The sequence below is a fragment of the Micromonospora sp. WMMC241 genome (assembly GCF_027460165.1).
Classification (GTDB): domain Bacteria; phylum Actinomycetota; class Actinomycetes; order Mycobacteriales; family Micromonosporaceae; genus Micromonospora; species Micromonospora humi.
In genome coordinates, this window is sequence record NZ_JAPZBF010000001.1 from 2,708,039 (window position 1) to 2,726,662 (window position 18,624).

Annotated in this window: 16 protein-coding genes; 11 read left to right on the forward strand and 5 right to left on the reverse strand. The window is 75.3% G+C overall.

The window, feature by feature from the left end; all coding sequences use genetic code 11:
* Window positions 1-15 precede the first annotated feature (15 nt).
* Together lon and O7598_RS12545 are read left to right on the forward strand one after the other, a co-directional pair.
* Window positions 16-2,352 carry an endopeptidase La gene (gene lon / locus O7598_RS12540; RefSeq protein ID WP_269691500.1) on the forward strand — a complete coding sequence of 779 codons (2,337 nt, stop codon included), beginning with the start codon at window positions 16-18 and terminating at the stop codon, window positions 2,350-2,352.
* 234 nt (window positions 2,353-2,586) lie between these two features.
* Window positions 2,587-3,087 (forward strand): hypothetical protein, encoded by a 501-nt coding sequence (locus O7598_RS12545; RefSeq protein WP_269691501.1) that lies wholly within the window; start codon window positions 2,587-2,589, stop codon window positions 3,085-3,087.
* 53 nt (window positions 3,088-3,140) lie between these two features.
* Here O7598_RS12545 and O7598_RS12550 read toward each other — a convergent pair whose 3' ends face one another.
* Complete coding sequence (locus O7598_RS12550) at window positions 3,141-4,901, reverse strand: DEAD/DEAH box helicase (protein ID WP_269691503.1); 1,761 nt, start codon at window positions 4,899-4,901, stop codon at window positions 3,141-3,143.
* Between the two features lie 72 nt (window positions 4,902-4,973).
* The gene (locus O7598_RS12555; protein WP_269691504.1) at window positions 4,974-5,801 is read right to left on the reverse strand and encodes a hypothetical protein; all 828 of its coding nucleotides are present in this window, start codon (window positions 5,799-5,801) and stop codon (window positions 4,974-4,976) included.
* Window positions 5,802-5,912: 111 nt separating this feature from the next.
* Between O7598_RS12555 and O7598_RS12560 the strand changes: the two genes are divergently transcribed.
* The 3 genes from O7598_RS12560 (at window position 5,913) to O7598_RS12570 (ending at window position 8,271) form a co-directional block, all read left to right on the forward strand.
* Window positions 5,913-7,055, forward strand: a complete 1,143-nt coding sequence (locus tag O7598_RS12560; protein WP_269691505.1) for a sensor histidine kinase — start codon at window positions 5,913-5,915, stop codon at window positions 7,053-7,055.
* A complete protein-coding gene (locus O7598_RS12565) occupies window positions 7,052-7,657 on the forward strand; it encodes a response regulator transcription factor (RefSeq protein WP_269691506.1) in 606 nt (201 codons plus the stop codon). The genes O7598_RS12560 and O7598_RS12565 overlap by 4 nt, the downstream gene beginning before the upstream one ends.
* A 62-nt stretch (window positions 7,658-7,719) precedes the next feature.
* Entirely contained in the window at window positions 7,720-8,271 is a 552-nt protein-coding gene (locus tag O7598_RS12570; RefSeq protein ID WP_269691507.1) for a 2'-5' RNA ligase family protein, read from the forward strand.
* A 22-nt stretch (window positions 8,272-8,293) separates the two neighbouring features.
* On the opposite strand, the gene O7598_RS12575 is transcribed toward O7598_RS12570, so the two are convergent.
* Entirely contained in the window at window positions 8,294-10,489 is a 2,196-nt protein-coding gene (locus tag O7598_RS12575; protein ID WP_269691508.1) for a family 43 glycosylhydrolase, read from the reverse strand.
* Window positions 10,490-10,619: 130 nt separating this feature from the next.
* Here O7598_RS12575 and O7598_RS12580 point away from each other — a divergent pair, with 130 nt between their 5' ends.
* The 5 genes from O7598_RS12580 (at window position 10,620) to O7598_RS12600 (ending at window position 15,618) form a co-directional block, all read left to right on the forward strand.
* Window positions 10,620-11,360 (forward strand): ArsR/SmtB family transcription factor, encoded by a 741-nt coding sequence (locus tag O7598_RS12580; protein WP_269691509.1) that lies wholly within the window; start codon window positions 10,620-10,622, stop codon window positions 11,358-11,360.
* 290 nt (window positions 11,361-11,650) lie between these two features.
* Window positions 11,651-12,715: a cytochrome P450 gene (locus tag O7598_RS12585; RefSeq protein WP_269691510.1), complete on the forward strand. Its 1,065-nt coding sequence runs from the start codon at window positions 11,651-11,653 to the stop codon at window positions 12,713-12,715.
* Complete coding sequence (locus tag O7598_RS12590) at window positions 12,712-13,506, forward strand: isocitrate lyase/PEP mutase family protein (protein WP_269691511.1); 795 nt, start codon at window positions 12,712-12,714, stop codon at window positions 13,504-13,506. Before O7598_RS12585 ends, O7598_RS12590 begins: the two co-directional genes overlap by 4 nt.
* Before the next feature lie 101 nt (window positions 13,507-13,607).
* Complete coding sequence (locus O7598_RS12595) at window positions 13,608-14,570, forward strand: hypothetical protein (RefSeq protein WP_269691512.1); 963 nt, start codon at window positions 13,608-13,610, stop codon at window positions 14,568-14,570.
* A 55-nt stretch (window positions 14,571-14,625) separates the two neighbouring features.
* Complete coding sequence (locus O7598_RS12600; protein WP_269691513.1) at window positions 14,626-15,618, forward strand: linear amide C-N hydrolase; 993 nt, start codon at window positions 14,626-14,628, stop codon at window positions 15,616-15,618.
* Here the strand turns inward: O7598_RS12600 and O7598_RS12605 are convergent.
* A complete protein-coding gene (locus O7598_RS12605) occupies window positions 15,615-16,229 on the reverse strand; it encodes an HDIG domain-containing metalloprotein (protein ID WP_269691514.1) in 615 nt (204 codons plus the stop codon). The genes O7598_RS12600 and O7598_RS12605 overlap by 4 nt on opposite strands.
* 71 nt (window positions 16,230-16,300) lie before the next feature.
* A complete protein-coding gene (locus O7598_RS12610; protein WP_269691515.1) occupies window positions 16,301-17,752 on the reverse strand; it encodes an LVIVD repeat-containing protein in 1,452 nt (483 codons plus the stop codon).
* A 138-nt stretch (window positions 17,753-17,890) separates the two neighbouring features.
* Between O7598_RS12610 and O7598_RS12615 the strand changes: the two genes are divergently transcribed.
* The gene (locus O7598_RS12615; RefSeq protein WP_269691516.1) at window positions 17,891-18,598 is read left to right on the forward strand and encodes a DUF305 domain-containing protein; all 708 of its coding nucleotides are present in this window, start codon (window positions 17,891-17,893) and stop codon (window positions 18,596-18,598) included.
* Window positions 18,599-18,624: the final 26 nt, after the last annotated feature.

Sequence of the window (18,624 nt, forward strand, 5' to 3'; positions counted from 1 at the left end):
GATGGCAGGTGTTCGATGGCAACTCTTCCGGTACTTCCCCTGACCGACGCCGTCCTGCTGCCCGGGATGGTCATCCCGGTGACCCTCGACCCGACCACCCAGGCCGCGGTCGACGCGGCCCGCGCGACCGGCGACAAGGAACTGCTGGCCGTGCCCCGCATCGACGGCGAGTACGGCTCGGTCGGCGTGGTCGCCACCATCGAGAAGGTGGGCCGGCTGCCCAGCGGCGAGCCGGCGGCCGTGGTCCGCGGTCTCGCCCGCGCCCGCATCGGCTCCGGCGTGCCCGGCCCTGGCGCGGCCCTCTGGGTCGAGGCGACCGCACTCGACGAGCCCGCCCCGGCCGGCCGGGCCCGGGAACTGGCCCGCGAGTACCGGGCGCTGATGACCTCGGTGCTCCAGCAGCGCGGCGCCTGGCAGGTCATCGACGCGATGGAGCGGATGACCGACCTCTCCGAGCTGGCCGACTCGGCCGGCTACGCCCCCTGGCTCAGCCTGGCGCAGAAGACCGAGCTGCTCGCCGCGCCGGACGTCACCGCCCGGCTGGAGCTGCTGGTCGGCTGGGTGAAGGAGCACCTGGCGGAACAGGAGGTCACCGAGCAGATCAACAGCGACGTCCGGGAAGGGCTGGAGAAGTCCCAGCGCGAGTTCCTGCTCCGGCAGCAGCTCGCCGCGATCCGTAAGGAACTCGGCGAGGACGAGCCGGACGGCTCCGCCGACTACCGCACCCGGGTCGAGTCCGCGGACCTGCCGGACGACGTCCGCGAGGCGGCCCTGCGCGAGGTCGGCAAGCTGGAGCGGGCCAGCGACGCCTCGCCCGAGGCGGGGTGGATCCGCACCTGGCTGGACACCGTTCTCGAGATGCCGTGGAACACGCGTACCGAGGACAACACCGACCTGGCCGCGGCGCGGGCCGTGCTCGACGCCGACCACGCCGGCCTGGCCGACGTGAAGGAGCGCATCCTGGAGTACCTCGCGGTGCGCAACCGCCGCGCGGAGCGCAACCTCGGCGTGGTCGGTGGGCGCGGCTCCGGCGCGGTGCTCGCCCTGGCGGGCCCGCCCGGTGTCGGCAAGACCAGCCTCGGCGAGTCGGTCGCCCGGGCGCTCGGGCGGAACTTCGTCCGGGTCTCCCTCGGCGGCGTGCGCGACGAGGCGGAGATCCGGGGCCACCGGCGCACCTACGTCGGCGCGCTGCCCGGCCGGATCGTGCGGGCGCTGCGTGAGGCCGGCTCGATGAACCCGGTGGTGCTGCTCGACGAGGTCGACAAGCTGGCGGTCGGCTACTCCGGCGACCCGGCGGCGGCCCTGCTGGAGGTGCTCGACCCGGCGCAGAACCACACCTTCCGTGACCACTACCTCGAGGTCGACCTCGACCTGTCCGACGTGCTCTTCCTGGCCACCGCCAACGTGGTGGAGGCGATCCCCGGCCCGCTGCTGGACCGGATGGAGCTGGTGACGCTGGACGGTTACACCGAGGACGAGAAGGTGGCCATCGCCCGCGACCACCTGCTGCCCCGGCAGCGGGAGCGGGCCGGGCTGACCGCCGAGGAGGTGACCGTGGCCGACGAGGCGCTGGCGCTGATCGCCGGGGAGTACACCCGGGAGGCCGGCGTCCGGCAGCTCGAACGGGCACTCGCCAAGATCCTGCGCAAGGTGACGGTGGCGTTGGCGTCCGACCCGGCGGCGGTCCGCGTGGACAGCGGTAACCTGGCCCGCTACCTGGGCCGGCCGAAGTTCACCCCGGAGTCGGCCGAGCGGACCGCGGTCCCCGGCGTGGCCACCGGCCTGGCGGTCACCGGCGCCGGCGGCGACGTGCTCTTCATCGAGGCCACCAGCATGGAGGGCGAGCCGGGCCTGACCCTCACCGGTCAGCTCGGTGACGTGATGAAGGAGTCGGCGCACATCGCGCTGTCGTACCTGCGCTCCAACGGACGACGCCTCGGCATCGACCCGAATGCCCTCGCCGGGCGGCGGATCCACGTGCACTTCCCGGCGGGCGCGGTGCCGAAGGACGGCCCGAGCGCCGGCATCACCATGGTGACCGCGCTGGCGTCCCTGGTCACCGGCCGCCCGGTGCGGCCGGAGTTCGGGATGACCGGCGAGGTGACCCTCTCCGGACGGGTCCTGCCCATCGGCGGTGTGAAGCAGAAGCTGCTCGCCGCGCACCGGGCCGGCCTGACCGAGGTGATCATCCCGAAGCGCAACGAGCCGGACCTGGACGACCTGCCGGCCGAGGTCCGGGAGGCGCTGACCGTGCACACCCTCGCCGACGTCGCCGACGTGCTCGCGCTGGCGCTGCGTCCGGCCGAGGTGGACGCGCAGAGCCTCGGCGGCCAGCCGCTCGCCGCGGCCTGACCGACCGCTGCCCGTCGAACCCCCGTCGCCGCACCGGTGGCGGGGGTTCGGCGGACGCCGGAAAACGCGAGCGGAATTCGGCGTGCAATTGCGGTCGTGCAGTTTCTGAAACTGTCGACATACCGGCCTGGTGGGGTGGGGGAAGCCGTCCTAAGCTGCGGTTATTCGGCCCGGCGGTGAATATGACCCGCATCGGGGTCGAATTCGGGAACAGCTTTCGGAAAGGGGCAGCCCATGTCCACCACCACCTCCCTGAGCCTGATCCGCCGGGTCGCGCTGCTCGTCGGCGTGGTCCTCGCCGGCGTCCTCGTGCTGGCCGCTCCGGCATCCGCCAGACCCGGCGGGCCACCCGGCCGTGACCACGCGTTCACCCTGCCGACGGCGCCGGCCGCCGCGCGGCAGGTGCGCCTCCAGGCGGTGGCCCCGACCGTGTCGCCGGCCGCCCGGCAGGTGCGGCACGTGGCCGCCGGGAAACCGGCCACCTGCGCCAGCGGCAACCTCTGCACGTTCGTCTGGGACCCGACCACGGCCAGTTGGAAGATCTTCGACCTCTTCACGTGCGCCCGCTACTCGCTGGCCAACTGGCACGGCGCCGGCTTCTACGTCAACTCCCAGACCGGCGGCCCCACCGTCACCTTCTACGGCCAGACCGGCAACGTGGTGAACTCCTTCACCGGCACCGGCACCGGCTCCCAGAACTGGGACCCGGTCTGGTCCATCCGCAACTGCACCTGACCGTCGGACGGCACCGCGCCGGATCGCCCCCGTCGGGCCGATCCGGCGCGCGGTCACCGACGGTCGCGCCGGTCCCGGCCCTCGAAGCGGCGCTCGCCACCCGGGTCGCCCTCGCCGTCCCGGTCGCGGCGGACGGTCGCCTTGCGGCCCTTGATGGTGCTGCCGCGCAGCCCGGCGATCACCTCGTCGGCCAGCGCCTGCGGGATCTCGACCAGCGAGAACCGGTCCGCGATCTCGATCGAGCCGATGTCGCGCCCGCTGGCCCGGGTCTCGCCGGTGATCGCGCCCACCAGGTCCTGCGGACGCACCCCGGCCCGCCGGCCCAGGCCGATGAAGACCTGCGTGGTGCCGGCGCCGCGCGCGCGTACGCTGCCGCGCCGGTCCCGACCCTCGGACCCGGGCCGGCCGTCCCGGTTGGCGCGGACGGCGACCTGCGGGATCTCCTCCTCATCGGCGGTGCCGGGGAGCGTGGCCTCGTGCGCCAGGCGAACCGCGGCGAGCGCCACCTCCATCAGGTCGAACTCGTCGGTGAGCGACTCGACGACCGCCCGGAACGGCTCCAGGTCGTCCTCGAGCAGGGCCTCCCGCACCGCGGCCTGGGTCAGCTCGAACCGCCGGGTACGCAGGTCGGCGACGGTCGGGATCTTGTCGATGGTGATCCGCTGGCCGGTGACCCGCTCGATCGTCTTGAGCATCCGGTGCTCGCGCGGCTCGGCGAGGGTGATCGCCACCCCCTCTCGACCGGCCCGGCCGACCCGCCCGATCCGGTGCACGTAGGCCTCCGGCGCCGACGGGACGTCGTAGTTCACCACGTGGGTGAGCTGCTCGACGTCCAGCCCCCGGGCCGCCACGTCGGTGGCGACCAGCAGGTCGGCGGTGCCGCCGCGCAGCCGGCCCATCACCCGGTCCCGCTGCTCCTGGCTCATCCCGCCGTGCAGCGCCTCGGCCCGGTAACCCCGGCCGTTCATCGTCTCGGTGAGCCGGTCCACCTCCTCCCGGCTGCGGCAGAACACGATCGCCGCGGTGGGCGACTCCACGTCCAGCACCCGGCCCAGCGCGGCCGGCTTGTGCGCCCGGGCCACCAGGTAGGCGCTCTGCCGCACCTTCGGCGCCGCGCCGGCCACCGGGCGCTCGCGCTCGATCCGGATGCGGACCGGGTCGCTCAGGTGCTGCCGGGCCAGGCCGTCGATCCGGGCCGGCATGGTGGCCGAGAAGAGCACCGTCTGCCGGCCCTCCGGGGCGTGCTCCAGGATCGCCTCGATGTCCTCGGCGAAGCCCATGTCGAGCATCTCGTCCGCCTCGTCCAGCACCACGGTGGCCAGCGAGCCCAGCCGCAGCGTGCCCCGGGCGATGTGGTCGAGCGCGCGCCCGGGCGTCGCCACCACCACGTCCACCCCGTGGTCGAGGGCGCGCAGCTGCCGGCCGATCGGCTGGCCGCCGTAGATCGGCAGCACCCGGGCGCCGAGGTCCTTGCCGTAGCGGTGGAACGCCTCGGAGACCTGCACGGCCAGCTCCCGGGTGGGCACCAGCACCAGCGACACCGGGTCGCCGTCCGGCCGCCCCGTGGGCATCCGCTGCAGCAGCGGCAGGGCGAACGCGGCGGTCTTGCCGGTGCCGGTCGCCGCCTGCCCGAGCAGGTCCCGACCGGCCAGCAGCGGCGGGATGGCCTCGCTCTGGATCGGGGTCGGCTCCTCGTAGCCGAGGGCGGACAGCGCCCCCAGCAGCTCGTCGCGCAGCCCGAGATCGGCGAAGGCGGGGGCGTCCTCGGCGTCGGCGGGGGCGGTGGGGTCGGTCGGGGTCGGTGCGGCGCTCATACCGCAAGCCTTTCATCACGGCCGGAGCCGGGTCGCGGCGACCGGCGCAAACGTTCGCCACGCCACCCCGGGTCACCGGGAGAGGACGGCCAGCAGCGTGGTGATTCCGACCGCGACGTCCAGCACGGCGCACCACTGCGCGTACCCCCGGGGCACCACCCGGCCGGTGCGGTGGAACCAGAGGTCCCAGCCGGCGTGCCCGAGCCACCCCAGGCCGACCAGCACACCGGCCACCTCCACCGGCCCGGCGGCCGCCACGGCGGCGAGACCGCCCCAGACGGCCAGCCCGGCGAGTTGGACCACGAGCCGCCGCCGGTCGGCCCACTGCCGCCGCCAGGTGCCGAGGATCAGGTAGCCGGCCGGCAGCACCAGCAAGGTCCAGGGCGGGACCACGGTCGGGGCGAACCACATGTCGGCCGTCATGAGCAGTGCCAGGGCGGCCGGCCAGCGGCGCGCCAGGGCCGCCGCCACCGGATGCCGACGGGTGGTGGTGCCGGGCGCGTGGTGGTGCCGCAGCATCACCAGCACCATCGCCGGCGCCATCAGCAGGTGGCCGCCGAGCATCAGCGCGTGGCCGCCGACCAGGCCGGCCCACCAGAGTGGGAGGAGCAGGAGGAAGGGCACGTACATGGCCGCCGTCATCTCCGCGGTGGCGGCCCACCCGTCGCCGCGGTGCCACATCCAGGCGATCATGCCCAGGGACATGTTCGTCGCCATCACCAGCGCGGCGACGTCCGCCCGGGCGAGCACGCCCGTGCCGCCGAACGCCTGCCCGGCAGCCCGCCACAACGGGCCGAGCAGCACCATGCCCGCCACCATCGCCACGAGCATCCCGGCCAGGTGCCGGGTCCGCGTCCACAGGGCCCGCGACCGGGGTACGTCAATCGTCATCTCCGTCATGCCCCGACCCTGCCGGTGTCGGGTGCGCGGAACCAGGAGCGTCCGTCATCGGGAAACCGTGCGGAACACACGGGTCGGTCGTGACATTCGGCCGACCTAGGATCGGCGGCCATGACGGTCGATGCGGTGGACAACCGGATGCGCCGGGCCCGACGGATCACCCTGCTGTCGCTGGCCACGAACGTGTGGACCACGGTGCTGCTGCCCGCCGTCGGTCTGGCCCGGGAGCCGGATCCGGTGCGGGTGGTGCTCGGCGCGGTCGTGCTGGCCGGCTTCACGGTGGCCCAGGTGGCGGTGCTGCACGCGGCGGTCACGCCGTGGCTCGCCACCGCGGCCCGGCGTCGCCGGCACCTCGCGCTGGCGGTGGCCGCGCTGCTCAGCCTGCCGCTGCTCGGTCCGGTGGCGGCCGGCGCCTGGCCCACCTGGGCCTGGCTGGGCGCGTCGCTGGTCGGCATGACGCCGCTGCTGTTCCGGCCGGCGGCGGCGGCGGCCACCGGGGCCGGGGTGCTCGCCGCCGCCGTCGTGGTCACCGTGGCGTCCGGCGGACCGCCGGCCACGGCGCTGCTGGTCACCGGTGGGGTGGGCGCCGGGGTGGCGCTGCTCACCTGGGCCCAGGTGTGGTTCTGGGACCTGCTGGTCGAGGCCCGGCAGGGGCAGGCGGCCCGGGCCCGACTCGTCGCCGCCGAGGAACGGCTGCGGTTCGCCCGCGACGTGCACGACCTCCTCGGGCACGACCTCACCGTGATCGCGCTGAAGGCCGAGCTGGCCGAGCGGCTGGCGCCGGTGGACGCCGCCCGGGCCGGACGGGAGGCGGCCGAGGCGCGGCGGCTCGCCGCGTCGGCGCTGGCCCGGGTACGCGCGGCGGTGCACGGCTATCGCGCCGTCGACCTGACCGAGCAGGCGGCGGCGGTGGGGGAGGTGCTGCGCTCCAGCGGGGTGCGCTGCACGGTCGAGCCGCCGCCGGGTGAGCTGCCCGCCCCCGTCGCCGCCGACCTGGCCGCCGTGCTGCGGGAGGCCGGCACGAACGTGCTGCGACACAGCCGGGCCGGCTGGTGCCGGATCGAGTTCACCCGCGACGATGGCGCGGTGACGGTGACCGTACGCAACGACGGCGTCCGCGGCGTCGGGCCGGACGGGTTCAGCGGGGGCCTGCGCGGCCTCGCCGACCGGCTCGCCCCGTCCGGCGGACGCGTCCGGGCGTCCGCCGAGGAGGGCGTGTTCAGCCTGGTGGCGACCGTGCCGGTGACGCCGTGATCCGGGTGCTGCTCGCCGACGACGAGGAGCTGATCAGGCTCGCCCTGGCCGCGCTGCTCGACCTCGAGCCGGACATCGAGGTGGTGGCGCACGCCGCGGACGGGCGCGCCGCCCTGGCCGCGGCGGCGGCCCACCGCCCGGACGTGGCCGTGCTGGACCTGGAGATGCCGCCGCCCGGCGGGGTCGAGGTCGCCGCCGAGCTGACCCGGCTGCTGCCCGGGTGCGCGCCGGTGATCCTCACCGGGCACGCCCGTCCCGCCCTGCTCCGGCCGGCGCTGACCGCCGGGGCGCGCGGGTTCCTCGCCAAGGGCGCCCCCGGCGGGGCACTGGCCGACGTGATCCGGCGGGTGCACTCCGGCGCGCGCTACGTCGACCCCACGCTCGCCGCCGACGCGCTGACCCTGCCCGAGTGCCCGTTGACGCCGCGCGAGCTGGAGACGCTCCGGTTGGCCGAACTCGGCACGCCGGTCGCGGTGATCGCCCGGCGGACCCACCTGGCCGCCGGGACGGTCCGCAACCACCTGAGCGCCGCGGTGCAGAAGCTCGGGGTCGCCGACCGCGCCGCGGCCGTCCGGCGCGCCCGCGAGGCCGGCTGGCTCTGATCGTGCCGGCGGGCACCGGGCACGGGGCGTCGCGGCCCGCTGCCGGGGACTAGCCTGATTCCGTGCGGACGGTGGAACTGATCTGCTCGCCGGAGCTGGATGCGGGCGTGCGGGCGGCCTGGAGCCGGCTCGCCGCCGCCGGGCTGCCCAGCCTGGCCGGCAACACACACCCGACGAACCGGCCGCACCTGACGCTCGCCTCGGTCGAGGATTTCCCGCCCGGCGCCGAGCAGCGCCTCACCGACCTCTGCGAGGCCGCGCTGCCGCTGCCGGTGCGGCTGGGTCGGTTGGAGGTTCTCGACGGCAGCGCCCCGCTGGTCTGGCTGGTCCGCCCGACGCCCCAGCTGGTCGCGTTGCACGGGGCGGTGTGGGACGTGCTCGCCGAGGCCACCGGCCCGCACCCGTGGCACCTGCCCGGGCGGTGGGTCCCGCACCTGAGCCTGGCGTTGCGCTTCCGGGGTGCGGACCGGCGGCGGGCCCGGGCGGTCGCCGGGGCGGAGCGGCCGGCCGGGGAGTTCGTGGCGGCCCGCAGCTACGACGGCGAGACCCGCACGGTGAGCGAGTTGACCGCCGCGTGCCCGCGCCCGGGCGGTCGAGCCGGGGCCGCCCCCTGATGGGGAACGGCCCCGGCGACGGTCAGCGGTGGAAGCGCAGGTAGTCGAACTGCGCTGTCACCGCCGGGGTGGCGCCGCCGTGCGCGACCAGTCCGATCCGCGGCGTGGTGTCCGCCGGGAACGTCCAGACCGCGCCCCACGTCCAGCGCCGGCCGTCGGGGCTGGAGCCGGCGCGGAACTCGTGCTCGCCGTTCACCGGGTCCACCCGGTGGGCCAGCCGCAGCCAGGTGGTGGTGCCCGGGGTGCCGACGATGCTGCCGCCGTACACCGGCTGACCGGCGAAGGGCAGCTCGTAGCCGAACTCGACCTGCCGGGTGTTCCAGATCGCCACCTGGGTCAGCCGGGCGAACCGGTCGTCGTCGACGTACGCGACCAGGCCGGCCTGCTGGTAGTTGCGGACGGTCTCCTCGCCCAGGTCAAGCGTCACCTTGGTCTCGGCGACGTAGTTCCCGGCCGGCGCGTCGCGCAGCAGCACCCCGGCGGTGTTGCCGGTGCCGGACAGGTCGGCGTCCTGGACCGGCCAGCGCAGCGCGCCACCGGACACCGTGGCGGCCGGGTCCTGGCGGACCCACCGCCAGGCCGGGTCGAGCCCGTCGTCGAACTCGTCGGACCAGCCGCGCAGCACCGGGCCGACCCGGGGCGGGGCGACCGCGTGGCGGGCCGGTCGGTAGAGCCGGGCCGCGCTGACGTTGTCGAACTCCGCCGGGCCGCCCTCGGCGCGGACGGCGAGCGTGCCGTTCGCGGGGCGGGGGAGCCGCAGGGTCACCTGGGCGACCGGGTCACCGAGGCGGGACGGGCCGATCGTGGCGACGAGCTGCCGGCCGCGTACCTCGACGGCGAGGTTGTGCCGGTTGCGCAGGTCGGTGCCGGCGGGCAGCGGGACGCTCGCGGTCCCGGCGGTCAGCCGGCCCCGGCCGACCCGCACGTCCACCGCGCCGAGCCGCAGCCCGGCGGTGTCCGCGCCGGTCAGCCGCAGGTCGGTCTCCACCCGCAGGTCACCGCCGAGGCCGGTACGCGAGGCCAGCGTGCCGGTGCCGGTCAGCTTCCCGCCGGCCGCCCGCCACGAGCCCGCCTCGGTCCGCCAGCCGCGCAGGTCGGCGGTGTCGAAGCGGGCGTCGACGCGACCGGTGGTGACGGGTGCCGGGCGGGCGCCCTCGGAGGGGCCGGCACCGGCGTTGACCGTGGGCCACCCGTCGATCCAGTCGAGGCGGTCCAGCAGCATGGGCCGCTCGTTGACGCCGAACGGCTCGTCCAGGTACGGGTCGGCGCGGTCGATCGCGTGGTAGGCGATCCAGTCCTGCCCGGACAGGTCGGTGAGCACCGCGTTGTGGCCGGTGCCGATCCAGCGGTTGCCGTTCTGGGTCAGCACCGGCGTGCCGCCGGCCCGGGAGACGTCGAGGCGCCGGCCGTCGCGGTCGACGAACGGTCCCCGCGGGTCACGGGAGCGGCCGGCCTGGACGGAGTAGCCGGTGGCCGGCCCGGCGCAGCAGTTGGCGGCGGAGGCGAACAGGTAGTACCAACCGTCGCGGCGCAGCACGTAGGCGCCCTCGAACTTGTTGTCCACCGCGACCTGGGTCGAGGCACCGACCGCGCGCAGGCCGTCGGGGGAGAGTTCGGTGACGGAGATCCCGCCGTAGTAGCTGCCGTAGTAGAGGTACGACCGCCCGTCGGCGCCGGTGAGCTGGCTCGGGTCGATGGTCCACAGGTAGCCGCCGCCGGCGCCGGGGCGCGGGGCGACCACCGGGGTGTCGGCGAACGTCCACGGGCCGGCCGGGCTCGGCGCGGTGGCCACGCCGACCGCGGTGTCGAACGTGTCGTCGGAGACGGTGGTGTCGGTGACGGTCATGTACATGACCCAGCGGCCGGCGACCCGGCGCACGTCGGGGGCCCAGAACGCCGAGCCGGGCGCGGCGTAGGCCGGGCGCTGGTCGGCGGTGAACGCGTCGCCCACGAAGGTCCAGTCGACCAGGTCGGTGGAGCGGGCGATGGGCACGCGGTGCGCCTTCCCCTCACCCTCACGCAGCGGGTCGGAGGTGCCGAAGGCGTACCAGATCCCGTCGTCGCCGCGGACCACGACCGGGTCGGCGAAGGTGTCGGCGAATCCGGCGGAGACCGGGTTGCGGTAGCGGTCGGGCCCGGCGGCGGGCGCGGGCGCCGCGCCGGCGAGCAGGAGCGTGAGTACGGCGGCGAGCACGCCGCCGCGGTGGAGGTGTCGCATCGGGCCTGCCTCGGAGTAGACGGAGGTCACTGCGGTGCACACGTTTCTACAACGTTGGATACAACGATGTAAAGAGTTGCCGCCGGACCGTTCGGCACCGGCCGAAACGTGCCCGTGCCACCATGGGCCGATGACCACCCGCGCCGACGGCCGAGGGCTGGCCGGGTTCGCCGCGCTGCTCGCCGACCCCACCCGGGCCGGCTTCTGCCTCGCCCTGCTGGACGGGCGCGCCTGGACCGCCGGGGAACTCGCCCGATCCGCCGGGGTGGCGGCCTCCACCGCGAGCGACCACCTGACCCGACTGGTGCGGGGTGGCCTGCTGGTGGAACAGCGACAGGGCCGGCACCGCTACGTCCGACTCGCCGACCCGGCGGTCGCCCAGCTCGTCGAGGACCTGGCCGCCCGGGCGCCCACGCCGGCCGCGCCACCGCGCACGTTGCGCGCCGCCTCCGCCGGCGCCGCCCTGGCGTACGCCCGGACCTGCTACGACCACCTCGCCGGGCGGCTCGGCGTGCTGCTGTACGACGCGCTGCTCGCGCGCGGCGTGCTGGATCTGGCCGGCGGGCTGGCGCTCACCCCGACCGGGACGTCCTGGCTGGCCGACCTCGGCGTGCCGGTCGAACCGCTGCGCGCCGCCCGGCGGCCGCTGGTGCGCGACTGTCTCGACTGGACCGAGCGACGCCCGCACCTGGCCGGGGCGCTCGGTGCCGCGCTGTGCGCACGCCTTCTCGACCTCGGCTGGACGGAACGGGGGACCGGCCGGTCGGTGCGGCTCACCCGGACCGGCCGGCACGCGCTCGCCGAGGCGCTCGCGCTCGACCCGTCCGCGCTCGCCCCGCCGCCCCGTCACAGCGGACCCGCGCGCGCCTGACCTGGCATTCGGCCGTGCCGCCGGCTCGACCCGTGGCCTCGGCCGTGCCCACCACTCGGACTGCGCTCGGCCGTGCCGGCCAGCCGGGCCGGGGTCCGGCGTCCCCGCTTGATCGACTCCACCTCGGCGAGGTGGTGGGGTCGTGGCGCGGTCGATGCCGCCACCTCGCCGAGCCGGCACCGCCTGACCGAGCCCAACCGGAACACGCTCACCCGGAACGAGTCCGGCCCGACCCGCCAGGGGGCTATCCTTCGGTTCCGGCCGAACGATCGGCCGCCTACGGTCGGACGGTGGAGCTACCGACGATCACGGCCGCCCCCGGTACGCCGGACTGCGGGCCGCCGGTGCGTGGCGACGACGGCTGGGTGGTCACCCGGCACGCGGACGTCGTCGCCGCGCTGACCGACCCCCGCTGCGTGGTGCCTTCGGTCGACCCCGACGCGCCGCCGGGCACGCTGGGCTGGCTGCGCGCCTTCGTGTGCCGGTTCAGCCCACCCGGCTCGCATCCCGCCCGTCGGTCGATCGGCGTGGCCGCGCTCGACCGCGTGGACCCGCGCGACCTGTCCCGCGCCGCGGCGCGGCTCACCGACGAGCTGTTCGACCGCGTCGCCGCCGAGGCGTCGACAGGGGGCTCGGCCCGTACCGGAGGCGTTGACAGGGGGCCCCGCCTCCTCGAAGTGATGGGAGCGGTGGCGCGGCGCGTACCCGTGCGGGTGCTGGCGGATCGGCTCGGCCTGGCCGACCCGACGGCGGCCGTCGCGGCGGTGACCGCGGTGGCCGCCGCCTACCATCCCGGCGCCGACCCCGATGCGGTGGCGCGCGCGGACCGGGCGGTGGCCGCGCTGGTGGCGATGTCGCCATCGGCCCCGGACGAGGTGACCGCGAACCGGATCGGCCTGCTGGTGCAGGCCTCCGACGCCACCGCCGGGCTGATCGGCGGCGCGGTCCGGCACGGGCTCGCCGCGCCGGCGGGCCTCCGGACCTCCGGGTTGCTCGCCGAGGTGTTGCGGTTGGACCCGCCGGTACGCGCCACTCGGCGCGTCGCCACCGTGGCGATCGACCTGGGCGGCCGGACCATCCGTGCCGCGGAACCGCTGCTGCTGCGCTTCGACGCGGCCAACCGGGACCCGGCGGTCCACCCGGCGCCGGACCGGTTCGTGGTGGGCCGGGCGGGTGGGGCGTTGACCTTCGGGGCCGGACCCCGGGGCTGTCCGGGGGAGCGGCACGCGCTGGCCCTGGCCGAGGGCGTGGTCGACGTGGTGCGTCGGCGCTGCCGTCGCGTCGACCTGCCGGTTCCGTACGCCCCGCACCCGACGCTGCGCGTCCCGACCCGTATCGAGGTGATCCTGCGATGACCGACCGCTTCGCCGCCTTCCGCGAGTTGCACCGGCCGGGCCGCCCTCTGCTGCTGCCCAACGCCTGGGACCACGCCTCCGCAGCCGCGTTCGCCGCCCGGGGCCACCCGGCGGTCGGCACGACGAGCCTCGGCGTCGCGGCGGCCGCCGGCCGGCCGGACGGTGCCGGCGCGACCCGGGTGCAATCGTGGGATCTGGTCCGCCGCCTGCGCAGCGTGCCGGTGCTGCTCACCGTCGACGTGGAGGGTGGCTTCGGCGACGACCCGGCGGCGGTGGCCCGGTACGTCGGCGAACTGGCCGCGCTCGGCGTGGTGGGGGTGAACCTGGAGGACGGTCGCCCGGACGGCACGCTGGCGCCGGCGCCGCTGGTCGCCGCCAAGATCGCGGCGGTGCGGGCGGCCGTGCCGGGTCTGTTCGTCAACGCCCGCACCGACGCGTGGTGGCTGGGTGTGACGTCGCCGTCGGCCGAGGCCCGGCGTCGGGCGGCGGTGTTCCGCGCGGCCGGTGCGGACGGTTTCTTCGTCCCCGGCGCGCCGGACGAGGAGGTCGGGGCGTTGGCCGCGGAGGTGGGGTTGCCGCTGAACGTGCTGCACCGCCCGGGTGGCCCGGACCTGGCCGCGTGGGGCCGGCTCGGCGTGGCCCGGGTCAGCACCGGTTCGCTGCCGTTCCGTGCGGCGCTGGGTGCGGCGCTGCACCTGGTCGACGCGGTCGCCGCCGGGCGGGACCCCGGGCTGCCGCCGGCTCCCGGTTACGCCGAGGTGCAGGCGTTGGCGGGTGGGGCGGCTACCTGATCGGGCGCCTTCGGGAGGATTGTTCTCGGTGGCCCCTCCCGGCCAATTACGGTGTGTGCAGAATCGACTACGCCGTGTTCTGTCGAGAGGGGGCGGAGACCATGCGAGTGCCCAACCGCAGCCCCGGTCGCCAGCCCGGTCCCGCCGTCGCGTCCACCACTCCCAGCCGTCGGCTGCCGTCGGGTGACCGGCCCGCCGACGGTTCACGGCCGGACCTGGCGGCCTACCGGGCCGCGGTGGCGGAGTTGCTGGTCGAGGTGGGCGCGCTCGCGGATGCGCCGTCGACCGCCGCTCGGCAGGTGCTGCTCGACCAGCGGCTGCGTGAGCCGGCCATCGCCGCGGTCCTCGACGCGACCCCGCAGGGACTGGTCGGCGCCCGGGAGACGCTGCTGCTGGAGATGGCCCGCCACCAGCCGGGCTCCCGCGCCCCGGCGTCGGACCTGACCACCCTGGTCCGGACCTACCTGCTGTCCCGGGTCGACGTGCTGTGGTGGGGGGACAGCCCCACCCTGCTCACCGACGACCAGGTGCGCACCAGCATCGACCTGGTCGACCTGGAATGGCTGCGTCGCCGGGGCCTGCTCGGCTTCCGGTACCGGGAGCAGCCCGCCACCGCGTTCGGGCGCGGGTGGTGGGCGGTCCGGAGGCGGGTGCGTCCGGCCGCCGGCCCGGCCGTCGGCGGCCTGCTGATCCCCCGCGCCCGTCGCGAGATGATCGCCCTCCTCAACGACCTGGCCCGGGAGTTCGTCGCGGTCACCCGGCCCGGCACGCCGCCGCTCTGGGTGACCGGCCTGGTCCGCAGCGCCGAGCACCAGCACCGGCTGCGCCGGCTGGGTCACCCCGCCACGATGCCCAGCGGCCACTGCCTGGGCTGGGCGGCCGACGTGGAGGTGGACTGGTACGAGCGGTTCGGCGCCCGCGCGGCCCTCGCCGGGCTGCTGCTGGCCCGGCAGGACGCCGGCGAGGTCAACGTGGTCGACGAGGGGCGGGCCTGGCACGTCTGCCTCGCCCCCGGCGCCCGTCGCCGGTTCCGGCGGGCGTACGAGGTCGAGATGGGCGTGTAGAGCTGACCCGTTTCCTCGATGGACACCGCGCGCCGACTCTTCTAGCGTCGCGGGCATGCGGAGGACCCTCGTCGCCACCGGGCTCGCCCTGCTCCTGCTCGGCACCGCCTGCGGGGAGGGCGGCGCGCCCGCCGGCCCGGCCGCCGCCGGCACGCCGACCGCCTCCCGGCAGGATCCCGGCCAGGTCGAGCGGACGCTGGCCAGCCTGCGCAAGGTCGACGAGCTGCCGCTGTACGAGATGACCTACGTCGGCGACTACGACCCGAGCGCCGGCGTGGCCGGCAGCACCCCGCCGAGCCCGTTCGGCTGTTCGCTGTTCGCCGCCCTGGCCGACCGCGACCGTCCGCTGTTCGCCCGCAACTTCGACTGGGAATCGAACCCGGCGCTGGTGCTGCGCACCGACCCGCCGGACGGGCACGCCTCGATCTCCCTGGTGGACATCTCCTACCTGGGGGTCGCCGCCGACCCGACCGGCGACCGGCGGCTGCTCGACGCGCCGCTGCTGCCGTTCGACGGGATGAACGAGCGGGGCCTGGCGGTGGGGCTGGCCGCCGACGACGGCGCCCGCGCCGAGCCGGTGCCCGGGCGGCCCACCGTGGGCTCGGTGCGCATCCTGCGCCTGGTGCTCGACTCGGCGGCCACTGTCGACGAGGCGGTCGCCGTGTTCGGGCGGTACAACCTGGACTTCGACGGCGGGCCGCCGCTGCACTACCTGCTCGCGGACGCCACCGGCGCCTCCGCGGTCGTCGAGTTCGTCGACGGGGCGCTGAAGGTGGACCGCCGGCGGGGCCCGTGGCAGGCGTTGACGAACGTGCCCGCGGTCGGGGTGCCCGAGCGGGACCTGCGCCGGGACCACCGGTACGGGGTACTGGCGAAGGAGCTGGACCGCGTCGGCGGGACTGTCGACGCCGCCGGCGCGCTGCGGCTGCTCGACGCGGTGCGCCAGTCGCACACCCGCTGGTCGGTGACGTACGGGCTGCGTACCGGCGAGGTGCGGGTGGTCACCGCGGGCGGCGGCGCCCGCAGCTACCGGCTGCCGATGGGCTAGGTGACCGGGTGCCCGTGCCGGCGGGCCAGCGCGGCCAGGTCCGGTTCGCCGAACCGTTCGACGAGCGCCGTGAACCGGGCGGCCTTGTCCGCCCCGAATCGCCCCACCGTGACGGCGTAGGTGGCCGCCGAGACGAATGTGGGTGGCGTGGTCTTGCTGTGGAACTTGTCGGCGTACATGACGAGGTTCTCCTCGCCGGTGCGCGGCGTGTGGTCCGCCACCGGCAGTGGCAGGCGCTGGCGGAGCACGTCCTCGCGGGTGATCCCCACCCCGGTGTGCCGGGAGCAGAAGCCGCCGAGCGACTCGGGCAGGCCGGCGTCGCGCAGCAGCGCGTGCCCCAGCACCCCGTGCCGGACGTAGTTTCGCTGGTCCAGTCGCCCGTGGGCGTCGTAGAGGCGGTAGACGCCGATGTCGTGCAGCAGGCTGCCGGCCCGCACCAGCGCGTGGTCGAGGCCGGCGTCGTGCCGGCCGAGCAGGTCCTCCGCGATCTCGCAGACGATCCGGCAGTGCGTCCAGACGAGCCGGAACGCCTCCTCGGTCGGCGCGAACCGCTCGTGCAGGGACCGGATCCGCTCGTCGGTCGGCACCGCCGTCCGGTGGTCGATCGTCACGTGGGTGTTCCCTCCACGAGCCGGGCCCGGCGCCCCGAAGGGTGCCGGGCCCGGCCGGTTCCGTCGTCAGGTCACCAACTGAGGTAACCCGCCTGGGTCTGCACGTTCAGCTCCGGCACCCGGATCAGCTGGGCCAGCCAGGTGCGCGGGTCCCGCAGCTCCAGCACGTCCAGGCCCTTCTGGATGTCGCTGGAGTAGATGTGGCCGTTGTACCAGTAGGCCGACCAGGAGCCGCCGGTGCGCAGCTGGGCGGCGTCCAGCGGACCACGCTCCCAGTAGGCGATCTCCTTGGGCTTGGCCGAGTCGGTGAAGTCCCAGACCGAGATGCCACCCTGGTACCACGCCTGGACCATGATGTCGCGGCCCGGCACCGGGATCAGCGAGCCGTTGTGCGCCACGCAGTTCTCGGTGTCCGCGTTGACCCGCGGGATCTTGTAGTAGCTGCGGAACGCCAGCTTGCGGGCGTCGCCGCGGCCGGTGACGTCGTAGATGGCGTCCGCGCCGCGGTTCGGCCCGACCACCTCGTTGCAGGTCGCCGCGCCGCCGCCGCCCAGCTCGTCGGTGAAGACGACCTTGGTGCCGGCGTTGTTGAACGTGGCCGAGTGCCAGAACGCGAAGTTCACCGTGTCGGTGACCCGTTCGATGACCCGCGGCGCCTCCCGGTCCTTGATGTCCAGCAGGATGCCGTCGCCCATGCACGCGCCGGCGGCCAGGTCCTTCGCCGGGTACGCGGTGATGTCGTGGCAGCCGGTGGTGGCGGACGTCTGGCCGGGGATGCCCGGGTAGCCGCCGTCGGGGAAGAGGTTCGGGGTGGCCACCACCGAGGCCGTGGTGGGGCTCTTCACCGGCACCTTCACGATGGAGATCGAGTCGTGCGGCGGCTGGCAGTCCGGGAACTCGGCGCGCGGGCTGTACGACGAGACGTACAGGTAGACGTTGCGCCGGTCCTTGCCCGGCACCAGCGTGTGGGTGTGCGAGCCGCACGCCGTCTCGACCGACTTGATGTAGCGCGGGTTGCGCTTGTCGCGGATGTCGAAGATCTTGATGCCCTCCCAGGACTCCTTGACCGACGCCGGCTGGGCGGTGCTGGCGCAGGAGTCGTCGCTGCGGGAGGAGTCGGTGGACAGGAACAGCAGGTTCCCGCTGACCGAGATGTCGTTCTGCGAGCCGGGGCAGAGCACCTGCGACACGATCGTCGGCCGGCTCGGCCGCGACACGTCGTAGATGACGAAGCCCTCGTAGTTGCCGACGAACGCGTACCGGCCCTGGAAGGCGATGTCGGTGCCGAGGGCGGACGTGGTGTCGAACGGGCCCTGCTTCGGCAGGTTGGCGACCTGACGCAGGTTGGGGCTGCTGGAGATCTCGTCGACCCCGGGGACGGCGTTGTCCACGGTGGCCGGCGCCGCCTGGGCGCGGGGGATCTCCTGGGCGCTGCTCGGTGGCGCGGCGATCACGCCGGCGAGCAGCAGGCCTGCGGCGGCGAGGCTGACGGTCCGGGCACGGGACAGCTGGATGTTGATCATCGGCAACACCCTTCGAAAGGGGATGATGATTCGCCACACCTTACCGATATGTGACCGTCATCAATGTGACCCCGGTCACATCCGGGAACTTTCGTCTATGGATAGGATCGCTGTCACCTCGACCTGAGGGAGGGTCGTATGACCGGTCGACCGGCACGCGCGTGGCTTCCCGTCACAGCCCTGGCCACGCTCCTGACGATCGGCGGCCCGGCGCTGGCCGGCTGCGACGACGACAGCCGCCCGGCGGCGGACGCGCCCGGTCCGACCGCCACCGCCCCGGCCACCCCGAGCCCCACGGGCACCGTCTCGGCGCCGCCGGTGCTGGTCCCCGGACGCCCCGGCGAGCCGGCGGCCACCCGCCCCGGCGGGCAGGTCCGCGATGCGGCGCAGCCCCGCTACAACGGCCTCGACGTCTGGTACGTCCGGATGATGATCCCGCACCACGAGCAGGCCCTGGAGATGGCGAAGCTCGCCCCCGACCGGGCCGCCGACCCCCGGCTACGCGCCGTCGCCGACCGGATCCGGGCCGCCCAGGGGCCGGAGGTCGGCGTGCTGCGCGCCTGGCTCAGCACCCGGGGCCTGCCCGCCGAGGTCGCCGGCCACGACCACGCCACCATGCGCGGGATGCAGTCCGCCGAGGCGATGCGACAGCTCTCCGACGCCCGCGGCGCGGCGTTCGACCGCCTCTTCGTGCGGATGATGACCGCCCACCACGAGGGCGCGGTGGTGATGTCCAGCGACCTGCTCAAGGTCGGTGCCGACCAGACCATGCAGGAGTTCGCCACCGGGGTGGCCGTCGAGCAGTCCGCCGAGATCGGCCGCATGCGCGCCCTGCTCGCCCCCTGACCGGGGCCGAAGAGACACCGGTCACC